The 20,897-nt window shown below is 72.0% G+C and carries 18 protein-coding genes; 5 read left to right on the forward strand and 13 right to left on the reverse strand.

The window, feature by feature from the left end; all coding sequences use genetic code 11:
* Positions 1-7: 7 nt before the first annotated feature.
* Together B1759_RS02545 and B1759_RS02550 are read right to left on the reverse strand one after the other, a co-directional pair.
* A complete protein-coding gene (locus B1759_RS02545) occupies positions 8-1,225 on the reverse strand; it encodes an ABC transporter permease (protein WP_095513469.1) in 1,218 nt (405 codons plus the stop codon).
* Between the two features lie 66 nt (positions 1,226-1,291).
* Positions 1,292-2,518 carry an ABC transporter permease gene (locus B1759_RS02550; protein ID WP_095513470.1) on the reverse strand — a complete coding sequence of 409 codons (1,227 nt, stop codon included), beginning with the start codon at positions 2,516-2,518 and terminating at the stop codon, positions 1,292-1,294.
* Positions 2,519-2,665: 147 nt separating this feature from the next.
* On the opposite strand from B1759_RS02550, the gene B1759_RS19905 reads away from it, so the two are divergent.
* Positions 2,666-2,824: a DUF5989 family protein gene (locus B1759_RS19905; protein ID WP_198948724.1), complete on the forward strand. Its 159-nt coding sequence runs from the start codon at positions 2,666-2,668 to the stop codon at positions 2,822-2,824.
* A gap of 76 nt (positions 2,825-2,900) precedes the next feature.
* Here the strand turns inward: B1759_RS19905 and B1759_RS02555 are convergent, their stop codons facing one another.
* From B1759_RS02555 to prmC, 5 genes are all read right to left on the reverse strand, one after another.
* Positions 2,901-3,371 carry a GNAT family N-acetyltransferase gene (locus B1759_RS02555; protein ID WP_095513471.1) on the reverse strand — a complete coding sequence of 157 codons (471 nt, stop codon included), beginning with the start codon at positions 3,369-3,371 and terminating at the stop codon, positions 2,901-2,903.
* A gap of 34 nt (positions 3,372-3,405) precedes the next feature.
* Positions 3,406-5,490 (reverse strand): ATP-dependent helicase, encoded by a 2,085-nt coding sequence (locus B1759_RS02560; RefSeq protein WP_095513472.1) that lies wholly within the window; start codon positions 5,488-5,490, stop codon positions 3,406-3,408.
* 91 nt (positions 5,491-5,581) lie between these two features.
* A complete protein-coding gene (locus B1759_RS02565) occupies positions 5,582-6,505 on the reverse strand; it encodes an FAD-dependent oxidoreductase (protein ID WP_095513473.1) in 924 nt (307 codons plus the stop codon).
* A gap of 144 nt (positions 6,506-6,649) precedes the next feature.
* Positions 6,650-9,601 carry a T9SS type A sorting domain-containing protein gene (locus tag B1759_RS02570; RefSeq protein ID WP_095513474.1) on the reverse strand — a complete coding sequence of 984 codons (2,952 nt, stop codon included), beginning with the start codon at positions 9,599-9,601 and terminating at the stop codon, positions 6,650-6,652.
* Between the two features lie 293 nt (positions 9,602-9,894).
* Positions 9,895-10,755 carry a peptide chain release factor N(5)-glutamine methyltransferase gene (prmC, locus tag B1759_RS02575; protein WP_095513475.1) on the reverse strand — a complete coding sequence of 287 codons (861 nt, stop codon included), beginning with the start codon at positions 10,753-10,755 and terminating at the stop codon, positions 9,895-9,897.
* A gap of 48 nt (positions 10,756-10,803) precedes the next feature.
* On the opposite strand from prmC, the gene B1759_RS02580 reads away from it, so the two are divergent.
* Positions 10,804-11,937 (forward strand): GDSL-type esterase/lipase family protein, encoded by a 1,134-nt coding sequence (locus B1759_RS02580; RefSeq protein WP_095513476.1) that lies wholly within the window; start codon positions 10,804-10,806, stop codon positions 11,935-11,937.
* Positions 11,934-12,719: an SDR family oxidoreductase gene (locus B1759_RS02585; protein WP_095513477.1), complete on the forward strand. Its 786-nt coding sequence runs from the start codon at positions 11,934-11,936 to the stop codon at positions 12,717-12,719. Before B1759_RS02580 ends, B1759_RS02585 begins: the two co-directional genes overlap by 4 nt.
* Positions 12,720-12,745: 26 nt before the next feature.
* Here the strand turns inward: B1759_RS02585 and B1759_RS02590 are convergent, their stop codons facing one another.
* The 6 genes from B1759_RS02590 to B1759_RS02615 form a co-directional block, all read right to left on the reverse strand.
* Positions 12,746-15,055 carry a mechanosensitive ion channel family protein gene (locus B1759_RS02590; RefSeq protein ID WP_095513478.1) on the reverse strand — a complete coding sequence of 770 codons (2,310 nt, stop codon included), beginning with the start codon at positions 15,053-15,055 and terminating at the stop codon, positions 12,746-12,748.
* Positions 15,056-15,108: 53 nt separating this feature from the next.
* Positions 15,109-15,390 (reverse strand): acylphosphatase, encoded by a 282-nt coding sequence (locus B1759_RS02595; protein WP_095513479.1) that lies wholly within the window; start codon positions 15,388-15,390, stop codon positions 15,109-15,111.
* On the reverse strand, positions 15,383-16,213 hold the full coding sequence (locus B1759_RS02600) for a phenylalanine 4-monooxygenase (protein WP_095513480.1): 831 nt from the start codon (positions 16,211-16,213) through the stop codon (positions 15,383-15,385). Before B1759_RS02600 ends, B1759_RS02595 begins: the two co-directional genes overlap by 8 nt.
* A gap of 110 nt (positions 16,214-16,323) precedes the next feature.
* Complete coding sequence (locus B1759_RS02605; protein ID WP_095513481.1) at positions 16,324-16,542, reverse strand: hypothetical protein; 219 nt, start codon at positions 16,540-16,542, stop codon at positions 16,324-16,326.
* On the reverse strand, positions 16,539-16,748 hold the full coding sequence (locus B1759_RS02610; RefSeq protein WP_095513482.1) for a hypothetical protein: 210 nt from the start codon (positions 16,746-16,748) through the stop codon (positions 16,539-16,541). Before B1759_RS02610 ends, B1759_RS02605 begins: the two co-directional genes overlap by 4 nt.
* The gene (locus B1759_RS02615; RefSeq protein WP_158225089.1) at positions 16,745-18,292 is read right to left on the reverse strand and encodes a glycoside hydrolase family 3 protein; all 1,548 of its coding nucleotides are present in this window, start codon (positions 18,290-18,292) and stop codon (positions 16,745-16,747) included. The genes B1759_RS02610 and B1759_RS02615 overlap by 4 nt, the downstream gene beginning before the upstream one ends.
* Before the next feature lie 215 nt (positions 18,293-18,507).
* On the opposite strand from B1759_RS02615, the gene B1759_RS02620 reads away from it, so the two are divergent.
* Together B1759_RS02620 and B1759_RS02625 are read left to right on the forward strand one after the other, a co-directional pair.
* Positions 18,508-19,800 carry an HD domain-containing protein gene (locus B1759_RS02620; protein ID WP_198948725.1) on the forward strand — a complete coding sequence of 431 codons (1,293 nt, stop codon included), beginning with the start codon at positions 18,508-18,510 and terminating at the stop codon, positions 19,798-19,800.
* A complete protein-coding gene (locus tag B1759_RS02625) occupies positions 19,797-20,822 on the forward strand; it encodes a histone deacetylase (protein ID WP_095513485.1) in 1,026 nt (341 codons plus the stop codon). Before B1759_RS02620 ends, B1759_RS02625 begins: the two co-directional genes overlap by 4 nt.
* Positions 20,823-20,897: the final 75 nt, after the last annotated feature.

Raw genomic sequence — 20,897 nt, forward strand, 5'->3', positions numbered from 1 at the left:
CTTTCTCCTACTCGTAGCGCAGCGCCTCGATGGGATGGAGCCGCGCCGCCTTGGTGGCCGGGTAGACACCGAACACGAGCGCCACGACGGTGACGCCCAGGACCGCGATGGTCGCCCAGCCCCACGGGAAGGCGGGCGCCGTCGTCATGAGCGCCGCCACCACGTTGCCCCCGAGGACACCCATCAGGATGCCCGCCAGACCGCCAAGCTGGCACAGCACCACCGCCTCGACGAGGAACTGGAGCAGGATGTCGCGCCGGGTCGCACCGAGCGACTTGCGGACGCCGATCTCGCGCGTCCGCTCAGTCACGCTCACCAGCATGATGTTCATCACGCCGACGCCGGCCGCCAGCAGCGCGATCAGGCCGATGCCCGCGCCGCCGGTCGCGAGGGCGCTCGTGAACGCCTTGAGTCCGTCGGCCGCCTCGGCACTGGTGAACGTCTCGAAGTTGTCCTCGGCCTCGGGCGGGAGCCGACGTACCGCCCGCAGCGCGCCGACGGCCTGGTCCTGGGTCGCCGCCAGCATCTCGGCGCTCGGCGCGCGGACGTCAATGGTCACGTCACGATCCTGCAATCCGAACACCGGAATCCCCCGCGTGATGGGCACGATCACGCGGTTGTTGGAGTCGCCCAGGTTGAGCCCGCCGCTCTTCTCCTCCAGCACGCCCACCACCGTGAAGCGCACCCCGTCGATGCGCACCTCACGGCCCAGCGGGTCCATGTCGCCGAACACCTCCTCGGCGACCGTCGAGCCCAGGACCGTCACGGAAGCCGCCGAGCGGACGTCGTCCTCGGACAGGAACCGTCCCTGGTCCATCTCCCAGCCGTTGTTTTGCGCGTAGCCCTGGTCGGTCGCCATCACGTTCACGTCGGGGTCCGTCGAGGCCTCGGTCGTCCGCACCTCGCGGCTGCCGCCCCACAGCGTCGAACTGACCGAGGCGGCCAGCGGCACGCGGTCCTGCAACGCCAGCGCCTGGTCGTAGGTCAGCTGCGGACGCCGCATCTCCTCCTCCGTCGCGGGCCGGTCGTCCGGGACGCGGTCGAACGAGATCGTCTGGGTGCCCATCGCCGCGAGCTGGCCCATGAGCGTCTGGTCGAGCACCTTGACCGCCGTCACCGACGCGATCACCGAGAACACGCCGATCGCCATGCCGACCAGCGTCAGCGCCGACCGGAGGCGGTTCGAGCGAAGCGCCTGGAGCGCCTGGAGGATGGTCTCGGTCACGGGTTGAGGAGTCGGAGTTCAGAGGGTGGAATTCGGAACTGCGTGTCGCCGCCCCGAACGCCAGCCTCATTCGTAGCGGAGGGCCTCGATGGGTCGCGCCTTCGCCGCCTGCCACGCCGGGACGAGACCGAACGAGACGCCGACGACGGCGCAGATGCCGAAGGCGAGCAGGACGGTGCCGACCGACAACTCGGCGGTGAACACCTGATTGACGCCGAAGGCCACGAGCGCCGCCAGACCGACCCCGATCACGCCCCCCACCAGGCAGATGGCGACCGCCTCGCAAAGGAACTGGAACAGGATGGCCCGGCGCGTCGCCCCGAGCGCCTTCCGGACCCCGATCTCGCGCGTCCGCTCCTTGACGCTCACGAACATGATGTTCATCACCCCGATGCCGCCGACGAGCAGCGACAGCGCGGTCAGGAACAGGCCGACGGCGTACGTCGCGATCCGCATCGTCTGGACGAGGTCGCGGAACTGGTCCTGGCTGTTGACTGAGAAGTCGTCGTCTTCCAGCGCGTCGAGGCCGCGCCAGAGGCGCGTCAGGCCCACGAGTTCGTCGATTGCCTCCGCCTGGTCCACGTCCGGCTTCAGGCGCACCTTGATCGCGAGGTCCTCGGCGTTGCCGAACAGCCGCTTGTAGGTCTCGAACGGCACGATGGCCCGGTTGTCGGCCGACGCCATGCCGAGGAATTTCCCTCGCTTGGTGAGCGTCCCGATCACTTCGAAGCGTTGCCCGCCGATGCGGACTTCCTTGCCGATGGGGTCCTCGGCCGGGAAGAGCGCCTCCACCACGTCGGCACCGAGCACGGTGACGGCCCGCGCGGCGCGGTCCTCACTGTCCGAGTAGAAGCGCCCGAGGTCGAGTTCGACGCCGCCCGTCTCCACGTAGTCTGCCGTCGAGGTCTCCACGCCGACCCCCGTGGCCTCCTCGCGTCCCCGCGTGACGGTCGCCCCGATGCCGGTCACAGCCGCGACTGCGAACGCCGTCTCAGATCGCTCGCGCAGGTACGGCGCCAGGTCCTCGGTCACCGGGGGGCGATTGCGGTACTTCCACCAGTCGCCGAGGATGATCCAGGGCGTCCGCTGCACGAACAGCGCGTCGTCGCCGATCATGGCCATCGAGCGGTCGAACTCCTTCTCGATGCCGTTGATGACGGTGAACATGGAGGTCACCGACACGATGCCGATGACGATGCCCAGCGTGGTCAGGAGCGCGCGCGCCTTCTGCTGCCACAGCGCCCGGCCCGCGATGCGGACGCCTTCGGCGATCTCGGTTCGGAGGGCGGGCACGGGTGTCGGGGGGTGGCGAGGCGGCTACGGGGCCGCGCAGTCGGGGTTGCGGAGTCTACGGCGGGCGGGCGGGTCGCATTCCTCCACCGGGCCCCGAGGTGGGCTGCCTCCCCCCACCTCGGTACCTTGCCCGAAACCTCCGCGCCCATGTCGAAGCTCAGCGTCCTCAGCCAGCTCTGGCAGTTCCTCCGCATCCGCAAGAAGTACTGGCTCCTGCCGATCGTGCTCGTGCTGGTGCTCCTCGGCGTCCTCGTGGTGTCGGTCTCCGGCAGCCCGCTCGCGCCATTCGTGTACGCGCTGTTCTAGCCGGCGAGGGCGGGTCTCCTTCGAGGGCCGAGCCCGACACCGCCGGCCCCGGGACAGACCGGGGCCGTCCTGCGGCTCAGAGGTCCCGCTCGAAGCGGATGCGGTAATCGCGGTAGGCGGCGTTGTAGCCCGCGGCGGTGACGGTGAAGCCCTCCGCCAGCCCGAGGACCGTCATGCCGGGATGCCGGTTCGGGAACGTGTCGAACGCGAGACGCGCGTACCCCATGCGCCGGGCCTCGGCCTCCATGCGAACGAGCAACGCCTTCGCGACGCCCATCCGGCGCCACGCATCCAGTACCCCTCCCTTGGCGCTGTAGAACGTGGTCGCGCTCTCCCGGTAACCCACCTTGTAGCCGACCGCCTCATCGCCGACGAACGCCAGCAGCAGCAGCAGATCGTCGCGGTCGAGGCGGAAGATCACCCGGTCGTCGCCGAAGAGGATGCGGTTGAGGGCCTGGATCTCGCGGTAGCGGTCCAGCGAGACGCGCTCGATCCGCAGCCCCTCGGGGCCGGACGTTCGGGGAGTCGGGGGGGAGTCGACCTGCATGTCCCCGGCACGGTAGGGCACACGGCGCCCCGGGTCAAGGGGCGCCGTCCGGTCCGGGCAGCGCGCGCGGGGCCGACGCGGGCAACACGGGCACCGAGGCGGGCGAGGTGGGCTCTTCGACGAGCGACCAGGGCTCGATCAGCGACTCGGGCAGGCCGGACAGGAAGCGGCTCGGCTCGGTCAGGAATTGGCCGGTACCGCGGCGGTACTGGACGAGCGGGTACGAGCAGTACAGCTCCGTCTCTGCCCGCGTCAGGGCTACGTAGAGCAACCGTCGCTCCTCGTCCTCCTCGTCACTCGACGCCAGCGCGTAGGCCGACGGCAGGACGCCATCCAGGGCGTGGATCAGGAAGACGGTGTCGAACTCCAGTCCCTTCGCCGAGTGGATGGTCGAGAGCACGAGCGGAGGCTCGTCCTTGAGCGCCGCGTCGGCGGGCTCCTGTGTCCAGTCGAGCGGGTCGAGGGCGAGCGACTCCAGCAGGGCGGTCCGCGAGCGGTGGCGGGCGGCGAGCGAGACGACGGCGTCGAGGTCGGCCTCCCGGCTCAGGTAGTCGTCGGCGTAGACGCGCTCGAAGACGGGGCGGTAGTAGGTCAGCAGTTGCTCGACCTGCTGCTCGGGCGGCAGGGCGTCGTCGCGGAGAGGCGAGAGCGCGGCAACGAGGCGCCCGACCGACTCGGCCACGGCGGGCGACGGCACCACCTCGTCCACCGAGGTCTGGAGGGCGTGCACGGCACTCCCAGGCCCGCCCTCGGCAGCGGCGGAGATCCAGTCCAGCAACCGCGACGCCGTCGTCGGGCCGACGCCCTCGACCAGCCGTAGTGCGCGATTCCAGGCGACCGCGTCGGCCGGATTCTCGGCCACGCGGAGGTGGGCGACGATGTCCTTGACGTGGGCCGCCTCGGTGAGCTTGAGGCCGCCGAACTTGACGAACGGGATCTTGCGCCGGTTCAACTCCGCTTCAAGGGCATACGAGCACCAGCCGGAGCGAAACAGGACCGCCATTCGGTTGAGGGCTGTTCCCGCCTCGCGCTTGTCGAGGACGACCTGCGCCACGAAGCGCGCCTCCATGTCGTCGTCGGGCGCGGCGACGAGCGCGGGGAGGTCGCCGCCCTCGCGGTCCGTAAACAGCCGCTTGTCGTACTTCTCGACCGCCCCCTCCAGCACATGGTTGGCGAGGTCGAGGATGGGCTGGGTCGAGCGGTAGTTGTGCTCCAGCTTCAGCACGCGAGCCCCGTTGTAGCGCTTCGGCACGTCCAGGATGTGGCCCACGTCGGCGCCGCGGAAGCGGTAGATCGACTGGGCGTCGTCGCCGACCATGAGCACGTTGCCGTGCGTGGACTGGAACTGCTCGACCAGATCGGCCTGAAGCAGGTTGACATCCTGGTACTCGTCGACGAGCACGTGACGGATGCGGGTCGACACCTCGCGCCGCACATCGGGGTTCTCGCGGAGCAGGTCGAGGGTGAGCGCCAGCAGGTCGTCGAAGTCCATGACGCCGGTGCGGCGCTTGGCCTCGGCGTAGGCGCGGCGCAGGCGCTCGATGGTGTCCAGGTGCTCGGCGTACTGCGGGTAGCTCTCGGCCAGCACCTCGTCGATCTCCAGGCCCCGGTTGGTGGCCGTCGAGAACATGGCCAGCAGCGTCCGCTTCTTGGGGAAGCGCTTGGGCAGCCGGTCGAGCCCGAGCCGGGTGCGGGCGAGGTCCACCACGTCGGCGGCGTCGGCCTGGTCGAGGACGCCGAAACGGGACGGATAGCCGACGCGCTCGGCGTACCGGCGCAGCGTTTCGAGGCAGAACGCGTGGAAGGTGCCCCCGCGGACGCGCTCGCACCGGCCGTCGAGTAGCCCGGCGGCCCGCTGGAGCATCTGGCTGGCCGCGCGCCGCGTGAACGTCAGCAGGACGATCTGCTCGGGTGGGACGCCGGTCTCGACGAGGTAGGCGACGCGGTAGACGAGCGTCCGCGTCTTGCCGGTGCCCGCGCCCGCGACGACGAGGGTCGCGCCGTCGCCTGCGGTCGCGGCGGCGAATTGCTGAGGGTCGAGGTCGGCCGCGTAGTCGAGCGTGAGGCGCGCGTCGGCCAGGTCGGGCTCGCGGGGCTGGAGGACGAAGCGGCGGGCCAATTCAGAACGTGGGAGCGGAGTGTCAGTCTACGGCCGGGGGCTGCCGCCGTCGTGTCGGTCCGCCCCGGGGCCGAGGCGGAGGCCCGGAGCGTCAGACGAGCGCCGCCACCTCGTCGGCGCACCCCCACGACAGCGTCACGCCGGAGCCGCCGTGCCCGTAGTTGTGGACGACGCGGGTCTCCCCCACCGTCTCCGCCTCCAGGCGCACTGTCGCCCGGCACGGCCGGATGCCGACCCGGTCGGCCAGCACGGGCGCGCCGGCCAGCTCCGGCATCAGGCCCACGCAGCGCTCGCGGAGCGTCGCCGCCGTGGCCGGGTCGACGGTCGCCTCGTCCACGTGCTCGTCGGCCGTTCCTCCGAGGACTACGTCGGTGACGCGGGGGATGACGTACGTCGGGCCGGAGTCGTCGATCAAGAAGCGTGTCACGCCAGCAGCGCGGACGACCTGGATCTGGCCCCGCACGCCGTACACGTCGGGGTCCCGCGCGACCTCCCGCGCCGCCAGCCCGGTGCAGTTGACGACGGCGTCCGCCATGCCCGCCGTCTCGCCGAGGCTCGCGATTGACCGGCGCACCACCCGCCCCCCTGCCGCCTCGACACGGCGGCCGAGCCAGCCCAGGTACACCGACATGTCGATCACCGGAAGCCGCAGCGCGAAGCCGTCCGCGTAGCCCGCCGGGAGGGCGGACGCGTCGGCCCGTCGGAAGCCCGGGACGGCGGACATCCACCAGGGATCTGGAACCGGCTCCCGGAAGATCTCCAGCCCGTCGCGGAGGATCACGCCGGTCTCTGGATCGTCGGCGAGGCGGACGAACTCGCGGAGGCTGGCCTCGCCCCACCTCAGCACGCGGTCCACCGGCGCGGCGCGGTACGGGTACCAGATCGCCGCCGCGACGGCGGAGACGGTCTCGACAGGCGGATCGCGGGTCCAGATCTCGACGGCGTGTCCGGCCTCCAGCAGCCGCAGGGCCGTGGACAACCCGGACACCCCGGCGCCGATCACGAGGAGGGTCATGGTGCGGAGCGAACGAGCCGCAACCTACCGCGGAGCGGGGCGCGGGACCTCGCGACCGCCCGCCTCGGCGCCGAGGCGGGCCGACACAGACCGGGGCCCGCTCCGGCATCGGAACGGGCCCCGGACGGGCGGGTGCCGCGGTGGCTAGCGCGACAGCGTCATCGAGCGCGTGGCCCCGAAGGTGCCCGCCTGGATCCGCACGAGGTAGGTCCCCGAGGGCAGGCGGCCGCCGTCGAAGGTCGGCGTGTAGCGCCCGGCCTCGTGGCGTCCCTCGGCCAGCACCGCGACCTCTCGGCCGAGGACGTCGTACACCGCCAGGCGGACGTCGCTCGCCTTGGGAAGGTCGAACGTGACCTGCGCCATGGACGAGAACGGGTTCGGGCGGGGAGCCGCGAGCGCGAACTCGGCCGGCACGGTCGCCGACGCCCGTGCCGCGCCGGCGCGCGGCGCGGCAGAGGTGCGGCCTGCGACCAACTCGTCATCATGGATCACACGTACAGAGCGGGTCTTGGTGGCCGTCTGGCCGGCCGCGTCGGTCGCGGTCACCCGGATCTGGACCTGCGGGGTCTTCCAGAAGGTGTCCGCGAAGTAGGAGTTCGTCCCCCCATCGTTCCAGACCCCGCAGGTGCCCGGATCGTCCGGCGCGAGCGACGATGCCTCTTCGCGGGGCGATGCCTGGAGTTCCGTGCACATGTCGCCGGAGCATGGGGACGGCGGCGGAGGCGGCGACGTGCAGTTGTAGTAGTACGACCATGCGTACCCGTACGGCGCTGTCCCGTTGGTGACCGAGGCCGACCAGCTCGCCGGGACCCCCTTGTCGATGGAGGACGGCCCGGAGATGGAGACTGTCAGCGGCGGAGCGGTGCGGTCGGGGATCGGCAACGTCAGTTGCTGAAAGAAGAAGCTCCCGATGGTCGGGTCACTCGCCGCGATGTGCTCCTGGTTGCGCCCGTCGGTGCCCGCCGTTACGCCGGGCAGGTAGAACGCGTCGAACGGGGTCCGCGCGAGTCGCTGCGCGGGCGTGTCGTTGGAGATGTCGTGGAGGACGTTCTGTGTCAGGAAGAGCCCCTGCGTGAGTGACTGCCGGGACTGGCCGGAGGTCGCATAGTCGAGGGCGCTGACCGACGAGATGAAGTTGTGCCGTTCCGCGTACAGGTTGGTCTCGACGCCCGCGCCGAACGACCCGATTCGGATGTAGATGTCGTTGTCATCGAGCGCCCCCTGGGATCCGCGCCATCCACCGGGCGCTCCGTCGAAGGGCAGCACGTTCGTCGGGCTGAAGTACTCGTTCCGTTCCAGGACCCCCGAGCATCCGACCGGCCAGGGCGCGCACGACCGCGTCACGTTCTCTTCCACGCGGCCGGACGACTGGTTCGGAACGGCCCAGTGATTGATCTCGAGCGCGATCCCGACGCCGAACACCGTGGCACGGAAGGTCTGGTTGGCATACTGCTCGCCGGGATCGATCCGATACGCGGACGACGTGCTACCTCCCCCCTGCGCCTCGTACAGGGCGCTTCGGAACTGCCTGTCCCCAGTGCCGCTGCCGTTGACGATCGCCACCCGGCGGACATCGTCCGGGTAGTCGCCGAGCGCCCAGATCTCATCGTAGAGCGCGTTCCGGAGCGGGTCCGTCATGCCATGGTCACGGTTGACCATCAGCAGTTGCCGCGTGCCGGGGCGCCGCAGGTCTTCGCTGTAGTCGCCCGGCCCGCGGCCCGGGGCCCAGCTCACGACGCCCGGCACGTGGCCGATGTGGTACTGGAGCCCGAGGGGTACGTTGCCGCCCTGCTGAGCACCATCGAAGGACACGAACGCGTGCACGTTGTGATCGCGGCCCTCCGCCTCCATGCGGAGGAGCGAGTAGCGCGCCACGAGCCCCCCCATGCTGACGCCCACGACCGCCTGGATCGGGTTGCCGGTGCTGGCGATCTGACCGTTGAGCGTCTCGATCAGCTTGACGAGAGCGAGGCCGTTGCGCTGGATGAAGTCCTTCGAGTCGACCCAGTCGAGGACGACGATGTCGTAGCCCTGAGCGCGCAGGTTGTCCGCCAGGGACCCTCCGCCAGTGTTGCGGTCCAGGTACTGGTTGTAGATCTCACGCACGCCCCGATCCTCATCCACGTCGTAGCCGTCCACGACGATGATGGGCTTGCGAAGCTGCTGATCCGGGTTGGCGTAGTAGATCCCGTACCGGTAGCCCGCCGAGCGGCAGCCTTCGTAGTTGCCGGGTCCCGAGGTGGTGCCCGTTCCGCAGAACACCTCGCCGTCGTAGAGGTCACCGGATTCGAATCCGGGGGCCTCGCCCGAGAACGCCTGTGCGCTTGGAGGGGAAACGTCGATCGCAAACCGGGCCTTGACGGTCCGGGCTGTGCCCCGGTCGATGATGTCGGCTCGGATCACGACCTCGTGCGAGCTCTCGGAGCTGTAGGTGTAGGAGACGGGCGTGTCGAGCGCGATCGGCTGGAACGAGACCCCGCCCGTGAACTTGACCTCCATCGACACCAGCTGCATCTCGGGAGAGACGAACACGAGGTCCGAGGGGACGACGAACGACACGGCGAGCGGAAGCGGGCCTGCGGTCCCGGGAGCGCGAAGCGCGGAGCTCGCGACGAGGCGCTGCAGACCGAACGGGGTGGTCGTGTTGAGCATCTTGCCCTCGTAATCCACCGGTCGGAAGAAGCCCGCGTTGTCTACGTCCACGCGGTCGTCGTCGAAGGACTCGGGCTCGACGTAGTTGTAGTTCCAGAGCATCAGGCCGACCGGGATGTGTCCCGTCCCATCCCAGGTCGCCACGCGGCCCGCGACCGTTTCGATCGCCGGCAGGGGGCTCGTCGTGCTCTTCGAGCCACGGCTGAGCTGGTCATAGACGTTCCACCAATCGTTCCCGTTGAGCGCAGGCGCCTGATTGCGCCCGTCGAACGGAGCAGGGTCGACCGTCGAGGCGACGGCGTTCATGAGGAACCGTCCGGTGTTGGCCGGAGGGGTGTAGTTCAGGCGGGAGTAGACCCCGGCAACCTGAGACTGGAAGGCGTCCTGGGCCTGGACCGTCGCGAACGGTACCAGGGCGAGGAGCGCGAGGAGAAGAAGGCGCATGTGACTGGGTGTTGGAGACAGGCCGGTCCTGCGCAGGGTGCGCGCCGGCCCAACAGGAGCGTCTCTCCACCGAACCCGGTGGCCTCCAGAGGAAGGGACCCGGGGCCCGGTGCGGACAGTCCTCAGGCTAGCGGGCCTCCACGTCTTGCCCCTGTGTTAGACCGGCGCAATCGGCCTCCCCTTCGTCCCGCACACAACGGGAGGTTCCGATAGACCGGCTTGGGACAGGAGCCCCGGCATCAGGCTCCACGCCGCAGGATCCCCGCCAGACGCCTGCATTCCCGCCTGCCGACTCAGCCTCGCGCTCGCCGCCCGACTGCGATCCGGTCGCGCCGCGCCAGGTCCGGCAGCACGGCCACCTCCACCAGGCCCGCCTCGGTCCAGAGGCGGCCCACCTGCTGCCCGAGGTCGGCGTGGGTCTCGGCGACGAGCCAGCCGCCGGGACGGAGCAGGTGCTCGGCATGGCCCGCGAGGGCGCGGTAGAAGACGAGGGGGTCGGCATCGGGGACGAAGAGCGCCGTGCCGGGCTCGTGATCGCGGACCTCCCGCTGGAGGCCGGCCCGCTCGGCCTCGGGCACGTAGGGCGGGTTCGAGATCAGCAGGTCGAAGGTGGGCGGCACGTCGAGGGCGAAGGCCGGGCGCAGCGCATCAGCCTCGACGAACGAGATGGCCAGCCCGAGGCGGTCGGCGTTGGCGGCGGCGACGGCCAGCGCACCGCTCGACACGTCGACGGCGAAGACCTGGGCGTCCGGCCGCTGGTGGGCGACGGCCAGCGCGACCGCGCCGCTGCCGGTTCCGACGTCCAGCACCCAGGGCGCCTCGCAGCCTTGCAGGCGCCGGAGCGCCTCCTCGACCACCTCCTCCGTCTCCGGGCGGGGGATCAGCACGTCCGGCGTGACGGTCAGGCGGAGGCCGTAGAAGTCGGCGTGGCCGAGGACGTACTGGACGGGCTCGCCGGTGGCGCGGCGCGCGACGTAGCGCTCCACGAGGGCCGCCTCGGCGGGCTCGACCACGACGTTGGGGCGAGCGTAGAGGCCCGCGCGGGTGGCGCCGGTCGCCTCCTCGACCATCCACTCGGCGTTGCGACGGGCGTCCTCGATGCCCGCTGCATCGAGCCGGGCGATGGCGTCGTCCAGGAGAGCGCGTCGGGTCATGGGGCGGAGGCGGGCGGGCCGTAGAATAGCGCTCCCCTCTTCGCCCCCGTGCCTGCCGACGCGACGCCCTGGTTTCTCCGCCACCCCCGGTGGACGCTCGCACTCGTGGCGCTGACCGGCATCATGCTCGTGGTCGGGGTCCTCGTCGCGGCCGAGGCCGGGCTCCGGCGGGCCGACCGCAAGCCGCAGGCGGTCCCGCCGCCGGAGCGGGTGATGCGCTTCCGCGAGTCGCCGCTCGGCGCCGACCTCCTCCTCCGTCCCGAGGCGGCCATGCTCGCCGACGCGGACGGCCTGGAGGACGTGCCGGTCCGCTTCCAGACCGACGGCGACGGCTTCATCCTCCCGGCGCGGCGCCACGCGTCGGCGGACCTCACGGTGCTCTTCCTGGGCGGCTCCACGACGGCGTGCCTGTTCGTGCCGGACTCGCTCCGCTTCCACGCGCTCACGGCGACGCGGCTCGAAGCCCAGACCGGGCGCCGCGTGGACGCCCTCAACGCGGCGCGGACGGGTAACCACCTGCTCCACTCCCAGGCGCTCCTCCTCGGCAAGGGCGTTCCCCAGACCCCGGACGTGGTCGTGGTGATGCACGCCGTCAACGACCTCACGACGCTGCTCCGGGCGGGCGACTACTGGAACGACAACCCCAGCCGCGGCCTGCTGATCGACGACCCGTGCCAGACGCCGGGCTGCCACCTCCGGCTCGGCCTCCGCGGACTGGGCAGCGCCCTTTTCCCAGCCCTCGGCCGGCGTCTGCGGCCGCAGGCGGCGCGCGTGTCGGAGTTCGATGGCCCCGTCGTCGCCCCCGATACGGCGTTCGTGCAGGCCCGCTTCCGGAGTGCGCTGGTCGGCGTGGTCGAGAGCGCGCGGGCGTGGGGCATCACGCCGGTCCTGATGACGCAGGCGAACCGGTTCACGCCCGAGCCCCAGCCCACGCTCGCGTTCCCGCATGACGACCTCGGCCTGAGCTACGCTGCGTACCGGGCGCAGTACGTCGCCTTCAACGCCATCACGCGGTCCGTCGCCGCCGACCTCGGCGTGCCGGTGGTCGACCTCGACGCGATCGTCCCGCGCGACCGGGCGCACCTCTACGACTACGTCCACCTGACGGCCGCGGGCTCCCGCCTGGTGGCCGAGGCGTTGGCCGACACGCTCGCCACGCGGGCTCTTCCCCCCTCCCCATGACCGACTTCTACCGCGAGCGCACGGCCCTCGTCACCGGCGCCTCGTCCGGCATCGGCGCCGACATGGCCCGCCAGCTCGGCGCGGCAGGCGCGCACGTAGTCCTCGTGGCGCGCTCCGAGGAGGCGCTCCGGTCGGTCGCCGACGAGATCGAGTCGGCGGGGGGCACCGCCACGGTTCTGGCGGCCGACCTCGAACCCGCCCCGGCCCCGGCCGCGCTGGTCGACCGGCTGGCCGAGGCGGGCCTGGAGGTGGACGTGCTGGTCAACAACGCGGGCTTCGGGATCCAGGGACCGTTCCTCACCGCGACGGCGGAGCAGGCCGAGGGCATGGTCGGCCTCAACGTCGCTGCGCTGACCTCGCTGACGCGGCGGCTGCTGCCCGGCATGGTCGAGCGTCGGCGAGGGGGCGTCCTCACGGTGGCGAGCGTGGCCGCGTTCGTGCCCGCGCCACAGTTCGCGGTCTATGCCGCCACCAAGGCGTACGTGCTGTCGCTCACCGAGGCGCTCTGGGCCGAGTGCCGGGGGACGGGCGTGCACGTGTCCTGCCTCTGCCCCGGCCCGGTGCGGACTGCCTTCGCCGATCGCGCGGGCATGGCGGACGCGTTCTTCTCGGGCGCGATGGCATCGGCCGATGTCGCGCGTGCGGGCCTCGTGGCGCTGGCCGCCGACCGTCGCCGTGTGGTGCCGGGACTCGCCAACAAGCTCCAGACGGCCGCCGTCCGGTTCGTCCCCCCGGGGCCGCTGCTGGCGGCCACGGGCGCCATCATGAAGCGCGCCGGGTAGCGAGGGCGCGTGCTCCGTTCGGCCCGCTACGGCTCGACGCAGACTCGGTCGATGGGAGCCTCCTCCTTCGGTACGGACTCGACGTGGAGCGTCTGTGTCGGGAACGCGAAGGCGACCCCCATCTCGTCGGCCAGCGAGAGCAGCTCCAGCAGGAGGCGGTGGCGGGCGGCCTGCTCCTCCGCGAGCGTTTGCGCCGGGAGGAAGCAGACCACCTTCACGTCGATGGAGGAGGCCCCGAAGGCCCACACCCCGACGGTCGGCGGCGCTCCCTCCGCCGCGTGGCAGGCGGCCACCTCGGCGACCCGCTCCGCGAACGCATTCAGCACGTCCGGCGGCGTACCGTACTCGACGCCGAGCAGGAGGTCCACCCGGCGTCCCCGTTGCAGCCCGCGGTTGTCGACGGTCTCCTTGGCGAGGTGGGCGTTCGGGATCACGACCAGGGCGTCCTCGCGCGTGCGAAGCTGAGTGCTCCGCAGGCCGACGTGCTGGACGACCCCCGTCTGGTCGCCGACGCTCACCAGATCGCCCTTGCGAAACGGCCGGTCGGCCATGATGACGGCGCTCCCGAAGAAGTTGGCGATGGTGTCCTGCGCCGCGATCGCGAACGCGAGGCCACCGATGCCGATGCCCGCCAGCACCGACTGGTAGGGGAGCGCGAGGGCGTCGGAGATGAGCAGGATGGCGGTGACCACCGCCATGATCTTGGTCACCCCCGCAGTGAGCGAGACGAGGATGTCGTCCACCACGACCGGGTCGTCGTGCCGCGAGCGGCCCATGAGGCGCCCCGACACGACATCCACCAGCACGAACACCGCGCCGACGCCGCCCGCGATCAGGGCGACCAGCCCCACCGCGCGCAGCGGCGAAAACAGGCTCTGCGGCAGACCGAGGTGTGAGACGCCCCAGAGCAGGGTCCCCCCCACTACCACGAGGCGCACGGGCCAGCGGAACCGGGCCCGCGCCTGACGCGCCTCGTCCGCGCCGTCGGAGTCTGGACGCGGCGGGCCTGCGGCGAGACGGCCGAGGCCGAGCGCGAGCACGGGCGCGAGCCCCAGCAGCAGCGCGAGCGCCAGCCACTGCCACGTCTCCGCCAGCCCCGCGCGGCGGACGAGCGCGGGCGACACGTCCTCGACGCGGTCGCGGAGGCGGAAGAACGGGCTCCGCTCGCCCCCCTCGCGCGCCCCCTCGCTCAGCGGCATGTCGTCGATGGCCTCGTACAGGCCCCGCAGGCTCGCCAGGGTCTCGGGCGTGAACCGCCACACCCGGTCTCCCGCCTCGGTTTCGCCGGGGGCGACCACGATCCGCCCGCGGGGGTGGACGAAGTGGACGTACGGCGCCTCGCTGCCCGGGTCGTCGGGGATCTGCTGCCACACCAGCGTCCCGACGCGCAGCAGGATCTGGCGCAGGAAGTCCGCGAGGAGCGGCGCTTCCTGGGCGCGGACGGCGGGGTCGACGCGCGACAGGTCCAGGGTGGCCTCGATCCGCTCGCGGCCTGCGGCCCCGTCGGCGAAGCCCTCCATGAACGTGCGGACCGTGGCTCGCGGCGAGTCGAGGCGGTGGTGCCGGTCGGGGACGGTCCCGATGAGACCCTTCGTGGCGAGCAGGGCGCGGAGCGTGGCCTCGTCGTCGCGGGCGGTGAGCAGGCGCGTCAGCGTCGAGTCCAGAGACGCGCGGGAGGGGACGACGATGCCCCAGCGCCCGCCGGTCGCGTGGAAGGCGACCGTGACCGTCTCCCCCGTGCCGAGTTGCTCCACCACCAGCGACGTGTCGGTGCCGACGAGGTCGGCGTGGGGCACGTCGTACAGGCGAATGAGGGTCCGGTCGAGGACCTGGAAGAGGGCGTTGGCGCGCTCGACGCGGTCCCACGGCGGCGGCGGCTCCGGGTCGAGCGCGAACGTCAGCGCGGGGAGAGCGGTCGCGAAGTGCTCCAGGCCGACCTCGCGGACACCGTTCATGCCGGTCAGGTAGGACTGCAATGCCTCACGCGGGTCCCCCACCGCCGCCTCGGCGACATCCGACGCCGCCGGAAGGCGCCCGCCGTTCCACCAGTCCCCGACGTCGTCGCGACCGAAGAACGTCTGAGCGTCGGGGGCGAGCGTGAACACGATGGTGCCGCCGTCGTCGGGCTCTGCCCAGGTGCCGGTCAGCGTCCGCCCCTCCACGGTGCCCTCGATGACGCCTTCGTACAGGTCGTACGTCCCGCGGACGCGGTCGCCCGTCTGGACGAGGTCGAGGACGGCACAGCCGTCGACCCAGCAACTGTCCCAACGGCCGGTCCAATCGGCCTGAGCCGAGGCGGTCGCAGCGAGCAGGAGAGCGAGCAGGAGCGGACGCATCCGGCGAACCTAGAGCGCGTCCGCGCGGCGTGCCTCCTCCCGCGGGACCATTTCTACCGGTCGATGCGGAAGCCACCCTCCCCTTCCGTCGGCCCCCGATCGCCCTGGACCGCCTCCACGTCGGCCGTCGGCGGGCCGCCCCAGAGGAGCCGCGTCAGCCGGTCGAGCGCGGCCCGGTCCCCCTCGGCCACGAGGCGGACCGAGCCGTCGGGCTCGTTGCGGACCCAGCCGGCCAGCGCGAGGCGCCGCGCCCAGCGAGCCACGTAGCGCCGGAACCCGACGCCCTGGACGCGGCCAGTCACGACCGCCTCCAGGCGCTCGGTCGGCTCAGGCACCGTCAGGCAGGAGGCCGCGCGAGACCGCCCAGGCGCGGAACTCGGTCACGAGTTGCTCGAACGACTCGGCGACGAAGAGCACCGGCTGGAGGTGCCACACCTCGTAGTCCTGGTCGATCACCGCCTGGACAGAGAAGGGGCGCTGCTCGGCTTTCTCGAGCGCGTGGAGCACCTCGTCCTTGGACGAGTTGACGCCCGCCCCGAAGATCCGGATTTCCTCCGGGTCGCGGATCAGCCCGAACTCGACCGTGAACCAGTGGAGCCGTTCCAGGCTCTGCCGGTCGACGCCCTCGGCGCGAAGCGCGGCCTGCCCGAACAGCTGGTAGAAGTCGGCGAAGTCCGGCTCCGTCAGCATCGGCATGTGGCCGAAGATGTCGTGGAAGAGGTCCGGCGCAGGCGTGTAGTCCAACTCGTCCGATCCGCGGATGTAGTCCGTCGACGGGAAGCGGCGCTCGGAGAGGAGCGTGAAGAAGTCCCGCTCGTGGAGCAGGCCGGGGATGCGAGCCACGCGCCAGTCCGTCTCGCGCTCCAGCGTCGCCGAGAGGTCGGCGAGGGCGGGGATCCGGTCCGGCGTCATGCCGAGCGTGTCGACGCCGCGGAGGTAGGCGGCGCCCGCGCGGCCGGGCAGCATCGCCATCTGACGTTCGAACAGGAACCGCCAGTTGTCCTGGTCCTCCTGCGAGTAGTCGGGGTAGGCGATATCGGCGCCCGTGGGCGGGTCGCCGTCGAGGACCTGGGGAACGCAGCGGGGGTCCACCTCCGATCCATCGGAAGGGGCCTTTTCGTAGGCAGAGACGGGGGCGTCGGTCGTGGCGTCAGACATAGAAGGAGGGGACTGGAAGGGCTTCCGAAAAGTAGGCAGGCGTGGGGCGTGGCCGGCAGCCCGGAAGGCTCCGGACGCCCGCTTTCGCCCAGATGTCACGAGGAGGCGCGCTACCGGTCGAGCGCGTCGTCGCGGACCTGCTTGCCGTCGTCGATGCGCTCGCGCGTGGCGAGGGCGACGGCCCCGCCCGCCACGGCTGCGACGACGAGGGCGACGATCCACCCCGTGTCGGTATCGAGCACGCGAGGGACGACGAGGCCCGTCACGACGCCTGCGATCACGGCCGCAGCGAGGACGGTCACCCAGCGATAGTTGGTTCCGGAGGTCATGGGTCGGGGGGCGGGTTGGCGCGGGACGCGGCGCGGAGGACGAGGGCGAGCAGCAGCGTCGCCCCCAGCACCACCGCCGCGCGGATGGCAGCGAGGCTCGTCCACCCGAGACCCAGGCGGATCGCCTCCACCGTCCAGTACCCGTAGGCGGCGGCGGCGATCCCGCATCCGAACGCCAGCACGAGACGTTCGGTGGGCAGATTCATGCGCCCCCTGCCAGCCGCTCGACGGCGGCCACCTGCGACGGGGCCACGTCGGAGTAAGTCACGAGGGCGGACGCACAGGCGTCGTAGCCGCGCAGGCCGCGGGCGTCGCCGAGCACGACGAGCGTGGTCGGGTGGGCCTCCATCAGGCGAAGCGCGAAGCGGTGCTCGCGGGCGGCGAGCCCGAACGTGTTCCACGCGGCGGGCCGGGCGATGGTGGCGAGCACGAGGTGGTCCGCCTCGGCGGCCAGCAGGCGGATCTCGTCGAACACGTCGTCCTGGTCCTCGTGGGTGGGCTCCAACTCGCGGTAGACGGCGCCGGGCAGGAGCCGGGCGACGGCCTCCCCCATCGGCATCGTGACGGGCTCGTTGGGGCGTGGCGCAGGCTTCATGAGCACCACGAGCGTGCCCGTGCCGTCTCCGAGGTCGGGCAGCGGGCCGCGGGCGACCTCGACGGCGTCGCGGGCGACGCGCTCGGCGAGCGCCTGGTGGGCAGGCGCGGCGATGGTCTCGGGCGGCAGCGGCGGCGTCCGGAACGCGTCCTCGCCGAAGCGGGCCTTCAGCGTGTCGCGGAGGGCGTCCACGCGGGCGAGCGCGGCGTCGATCAGGCCCTCGTCCAGGCGCTCCTCCCGGACCGCCGCGGCCAGCCCGGCGACCAGCGCCTCGGGATCGACCGCGTCCACGAACAGGTCCACGCCCGCCTCCAGGAGGTCCACCGCGAGGTCGGCCTCGGTGCGGCCGTCGACCTTGGCGCCTGCCATCTGGAGGCTGTCGGTCACGACGACCCCCTCGAAGCCCATCTCGTCGCGGAGCAGGCCGCGCAGGATCGCGGGCGACCGCGTCGCCGGGTGGTCGGGGTCGAGGGCCGGGTAGACGACGTGCGCCGTCATGACGAGGTCCACGCCCGCGTCGATGGCGGCGCGGAACGGCACGAAGTCGGTGGCCTCCATGGTCGCCCGGTCGTCGTCGAGGACGGGCATCTCGGCGTGCGAGTCGCCGGTGGTGCCGCCGTGGCCGGGGAAGTGCTTCGCGGTCGCGAACTGGCCCGCGTCGTGGACGCCAGCGACGAACGCCGCGACGTGCTCGGCGGCGCGCGCCGGGTCGGCGGAGAAGGCGCGGGCGCCGATGATCGGGTTGGCCGGGTTGCGGTCCACGTCGGCCACGGGCGAGTAGGTCACGTGGACCCCGCAGGCCAGGGCCTCTTCGCTCGCCTGCCGCGCGAACGTGCGGACGGTCTCGGCGTCGGCGGCCTCGCCGAAGGCCTCGGCGTGGGGGTAGACAGTCCCGCCGATGACCTGCTGGCCGAAGCCGCGCTCCATGTCCGTGGTGACGATCAGCCCGCGCTCGGACTTTGCCTGCAGGCGCGACAGCGTGTCGCGCGTGTCGGGCCAGCGGCCGTTGAACAGGATCAGCCCGCCGATGGGCAGCCGGTCGAGCAGGTCCGCCACCTCGGCCTCCTGCTCGGAGGCGGTGACGGCGGGCGGCAGGTTGTTGCCGAGGCGGACGATGAGCAGCCCGGCGGCTTTGTCTTCGAGCGAGAGAGGCACAGTCTGGAGGAAGGTGGGGGGTGGGATGCTACGGCAGGTCGGGGGGGGCGATCCCCGAGATGGGACGCGGCCGGTATGGTGGGCTCCTCCGCCCCGAGCGCCGAGATGCGCTCTCCCGGCGACGGAACGCTCTCCGCGACGCGGCCCCGCCCTCCTCCCAAAAGCGGGATCTTGCCCCGACCGCCCGGGTCCACCCGTCTCCCTCCCCCGCCGCTGTGGCCAGTCGCTTTACCCTGTTCAACGACCCCGTCCACGGGTTCGTCTCGGTCCCGAAGGGGCTGGTGCTGTCGCTGGTCGAGACGCCCGAGGTGCAGCGGCTGCGGCGGATCCGACAACTGGGGCTCGGCTTCCTCGTGTTCCCCGGCGCCGTCCACACCCGGTTCGAGCACGGGATCGGCGCGATGGCGCTGATGGGCGAGGCGCTCGACACGCTGCGCGAGAAGGGGACGGTGATGGACACCGATGAGATCGACGGGGCCCTCGCCGCGGCACTGCTCCACGACGTGGGCCACGGGCCGTTCTCGCACACGCTGGAGCATCAACTGCTCGGCACAGGGCCGTCCGGTCGCCCGTTCCACCACGAGCGGATGAGCCGCGCGCTGATCGCCCGCCTCGACCGGCGCACGGGCGGGCGGCTGGCCTGCGCGCTGGCCATCTTCGACGGGACCTACGACCGGCCGTTCTTCCACAGCCTGGTGGCGAGCCAGCTCGACATGGACCGGCTGGACTACCTCCGGCGCGACTCGTTCTACACGGGCGTCGCCGAGGGCGTGGTGGGGGTGGACCGCGTTATCAAGACGATGCAGGTGTACGACGGGCGGATCGTGATCGAGGCGAAGGGCGCGTACGCGGTCGAGAACGTGCTCTTGAGCCGACGGCTGATGTACTGGCAGGTGTACCTCCACAAGACGGTGCTCGCGGCCGACCACGTCCTCCGGGCGGCGTTCGCGCGGGCCCGCGACCGCTGGGGCACTGACCCGGCGCTCGGACACACGGCTCCCAGCCTCGCCTTCTTCCTGGCCGACCGTGCCACGGCCGACGACCTCGACGCCCCCGGCTCGCCTGCCCACGAGGCGCTGCTGGATGCCTACACGGCCCTCGACGACGCGGACGTGCTGGCCAGCCTCAAGCGCTGGACGGCGTCCTCGGACCGCGTCCTGGCCGATCTCGCGCGCCGCTTTCTCGACCGCGACCTCGTCCGCACGACGGCCCTCGACGCGCCTGCCGAGGCGGGGCAGGTGGCCGACTGGATGGCCCGCACGGCCGACTGGCTCGTGGCCGAGGGGCTGTCCTCGCGCGACGACGCCCGGCGCGATGCGGCGCTCTACGTCTCCACCGGAGTCGCCCGGCTGACGCCCTACAACGCGTCCGGCGACGCGATCCGGCTCCTCGAACGGGACGGCTCGATCCGCGAGCTGAGCCAGGCGGCGGACGCGCCGACGGCGGGGGCGCTGGAGGCCCGACGGGAGCGCGCCTACGTCTGCCTCCCCAAGGCCATCGCCCCATGACCGCCCTCACCGTCCTCGCCGACGACGCCCGCCACGCCCAGCCGGGCCACCCGGACCGCCCCGCACGGATGGCGGCCATCCGGAACGCGCTCGACGCGGACCCGGTGCTGGCGGCCCTCCCCCGTCTCCGCGGCCTGCCCGCGAGCCGCGAGGCGCTGGAGCGGGTCCACGACCCGGCCTACCTCGACCTGCTGGAAGCCTTCTGCGAACGCGGCGGCGGAGACCTCGACGTGGACACGTACGCGACCCCCGGCTCCCTGGCGGTCGTGCGCGAGGGCTGCGGCAACCTGCTGGCGCTGGTGGATGCGGTGTGCGGGGGCGACGTGGCGAACGGGTTCGCGCTGGCACGTCCGCCGGGACACCATGCGCGGCCGATGGCGGCGATGGGGTTCTGCCTGCTCGCCAACGTGGCCGTGGCGGCCCGCTACGCGCAGGCGGTGCACGGAGCCGAGCGGGTGCTGATCGTAGACCTGGACGTGCACCACGGCAACGGCACGCAAGAGGCGTTCTACGAGGACCCGTCGGTGCTCTTCGTGTCGTCGCACCAGGGGGACATCTATCCCGGGACCGGTCACCTCGCGGAGACGGGCGCCGGGGCGGGGGCGGGGACCACCGTGAACCTGCCGGTCCCGGCCGGGACCGGCGACGAGTTGGCGGACCTGTACCGGGCGGTCCTCCCCCCGCTCGCGGCCCGCTTCCGGCCAGACCTCGTGCTGCTCTCGTTCGGCGCCGACGCGCACCGTCTCGACCCGCTGGCGGGCCTCGACCTGAGCGTCGCCGGGCTGGCGGACGCGGTGGGGGTGATCCAGGAGGTGGCGGACACGCACTGCGGGGGGCGCTTGGTAGCGACGCTGGAGGGCGGCTACCACGCCGAGGTGCTGGCGACCTGCGTGGCGGCGGTGGCGCGGCGCCTGGCGGACCCGATGGCAGAGATCGCGGACCCCTTCGGGCCGACGGCGCGGCGAACACGGGACCTGGGCACGCTCACGGAGGCGATCCGGGGGCGGCACAGGCTGGGGTGAGGAGGGCGTCCCTCCCGTCCCCCATCGCTGCGCTCTCGAACGCTCCGGACCACCCCATCGGGGTATACCGCGAGA

Source organism: Rubrivirga sp. SAORIC476 (assembly GCF_002283555.1).
GTDB lineage: Bacteria > Bacteroidota > Rhodothermia > Rhodothermales > Rubricoccaceae > Rubrivirga.